The 2338-nt window shown below is 62.7% G+C and carries 1 protein-coding gene; it reads right to left on the reverse strand.

The window, feature by feature from the left end:
- On the reverse strand, positions 1 to 2338 hold a 2338-nt coding region (locus ACJMNC_RS18145; protein ID WP_408949344.1), incomplete at both ends, for an MMPL family transporter.

Here is a 2338-nt window from a genome sequence, read left to right on the forward strand (position 1 = left end):
CGGCTCACCGTCCGCACGGTGCACCCTCCCTGGCCACCAGCTCGCCTCACCGAGCAATGCTGCTAACGCCGGGACGACAATCGTGCGGACGAGAAAGGTGTCCAAGAGTAACCCGATACCGATGATGAAGCCGATCTGCACCATCACGTCGATCGATCCCAGCATGAGTCCGAACATGCTCGCCGCGAAGATCAAACCGGCCGAGGTGATGACCGAGCCGGTGTATGCGACGGTGCGCAGAACTCCGAGCCGGGTATTGGCCACCGATTCCTCTCTGAGCCGGGAAACCAACAGCATGTTGTAGTCGGCCCCCACTGCCACTAGAACGATGAAAGACACCAGCGGGACCGGCCAGGCAATTTCATTGCCGAAAATGTGTTGCAGAACTAGGACACCGATGCCCAGAGCGGCTGCGTAGTTGAGAACGACAGTGGCCAGTAGATAGATCGGTGCGACGATCGCCCTGAGTAAGAGCATTAGGATCAGGCCGACTATCAGGAGCGTTCCGAATCCGAGTAACTTGAAATCGTACGCCAGAAGTCGTTGGATGTCGGCGTTGATCGCCGGGAACCCGGCGACAGATGCGCGCGCACCCTGCAGCGTGGTGTTCGGCATGGCGTCCTCGGCCACCTTCGACAGACTGTTCGCCAACGTCATGGCATCCGCGGTATACGGATCGTAGGCGGTCTGCACTACAAAGCGAGCAGTCTTGCCATCCGGCGAGATGAACTGGCGCGCCACTTGGCTGAACTGTTGATCCTTGAACGCGTCGGCGGGTAGGTAGAATCCCGTTGCCGAGTCAGTGTTGCCGATGTCCCGGGCGGGCGCGCGTAGCTGGGCGGCCACTTGAGACAGGCCCGCCAGCAGCTGTACGTTGCTGTCCACCAATGCGCTCACACCGCCGGACAGCTGTCGGGCCCCGTCGGCGAGCGCTCGGACGCCCGTCTGGAGCTGTGACAACCGACTGCCGAGGTCCTGGCCGTTGATCGTCTGCAGCGCGGAGTCGAGGACGTTCAATGAGCTCTGCAACTGCGCGAGGTCCGCCGTTCCCGGGCCCTCAACTCCACCGAGCTGGGTAGCGAAGTCCGCGAAACGACCGAGGGACTGGTTGTCGGCCAATGCGCGGATGTCCGAGGTCTGTGTCTGCAAGGCCGAACACTGCGGGATCTGGACGCACCAGGGAGCATCGAGTGCACTCAACACTGGTGCGACGGAGTCGGCAGCCGACTGTGCTTGTCGTGCCACTCGAGACAGCTCGGGAGCTTGTTGGGAAAACTCATCGAGTGCGGGCGCCGCAGCAGCCAGCTGATCGACGAGCGGACGATACTGGCTGAGCTGCTCGCCGGCCGACGAGGCCTGCTCGAGCAACCCCGACAGCGGCGCGAGGTTGGTGGTGATTTGCTCGTTCAGCAAAGCAAGACCGTCGGCGAGTTGTGAGGACCCGGTCCTCAGTAGCTCCAGTTCGCCCTTCCGCGACTGTGCGTCACCGGTCTGTTCGGTGATACCACTACCGATCTGGTCGTTCTGCCATGACAACTCAGCCTGCTCAAGCTTCTCACCCGTCGGGCGAGTCACCCCGATAACGCGGGTGACACCGGGAGTCTGCGCGACGCGCGACGCCATCTGTTCAAGATCGGCCAGTCCCTGGCCGGTGCGCATGTCTTTGTTCGACTCCACCAGAAGGAATTCGGAGATGATGGTGTCTTTGGGAAAGTGCCGGTTCAGCAGCGCGTATCCCTCGTTGCTTCCGGTGTCCGGCGGCTGACCTTCCCGATCGTCGTAGGTGATTGTCATGGTGGTCGCGATGAGGCCGAGAGCGATCAGTGCCACCAGGCTCACCGCGAGCAGCGGGACCGGACGCCGGATCACCCCCGTTCCCACCCGATGCCAGTACCGTCTGGTGAGGTCACGACGAGGTAGCCCCGCGCCACGCTTTGCCGCGAACGACAGCACGGGGGGCAGCAGAGTGACGGTTGCCAGGAAGCCGAAGGCGATGGAGATCGCGCACGCCGGGCCGAGCGTGTTGAACACGCTGAGCTTGGCGAACGCCATCGCCAAGAAGGCAAGGGCAACTGTCGTTGCGGACGCGAGCACCACGCGACCGATCGTTGCGTTGGCGTTCGCAATGGCCACGTCCGGGGTGTCACCCGCCCGGATGCCCTCGTGATACCGGCTTATGAGGAATACGGAGTAGTCGACTCCGGCGCCGAAGATGATTACTGTCATGAACATCGAGGTGAATTGAGACACGGGCATGCCCAAGTCGCCCAGACCCGAGAGCACCCCGCGGCCCACTGCCAGGCTCCTGCCGACCACCAGCAGCGGCATGAGAGCGGTG

Origin of the sequence: Gordonia sp. VNK21 (assembly GCF_046098115.1) — a bacterium.
GTDB lineage: Bacteria > Actinomycetota > Actinomycetes > Mycobacteriales > Mycobacteriaceae > Gordonia.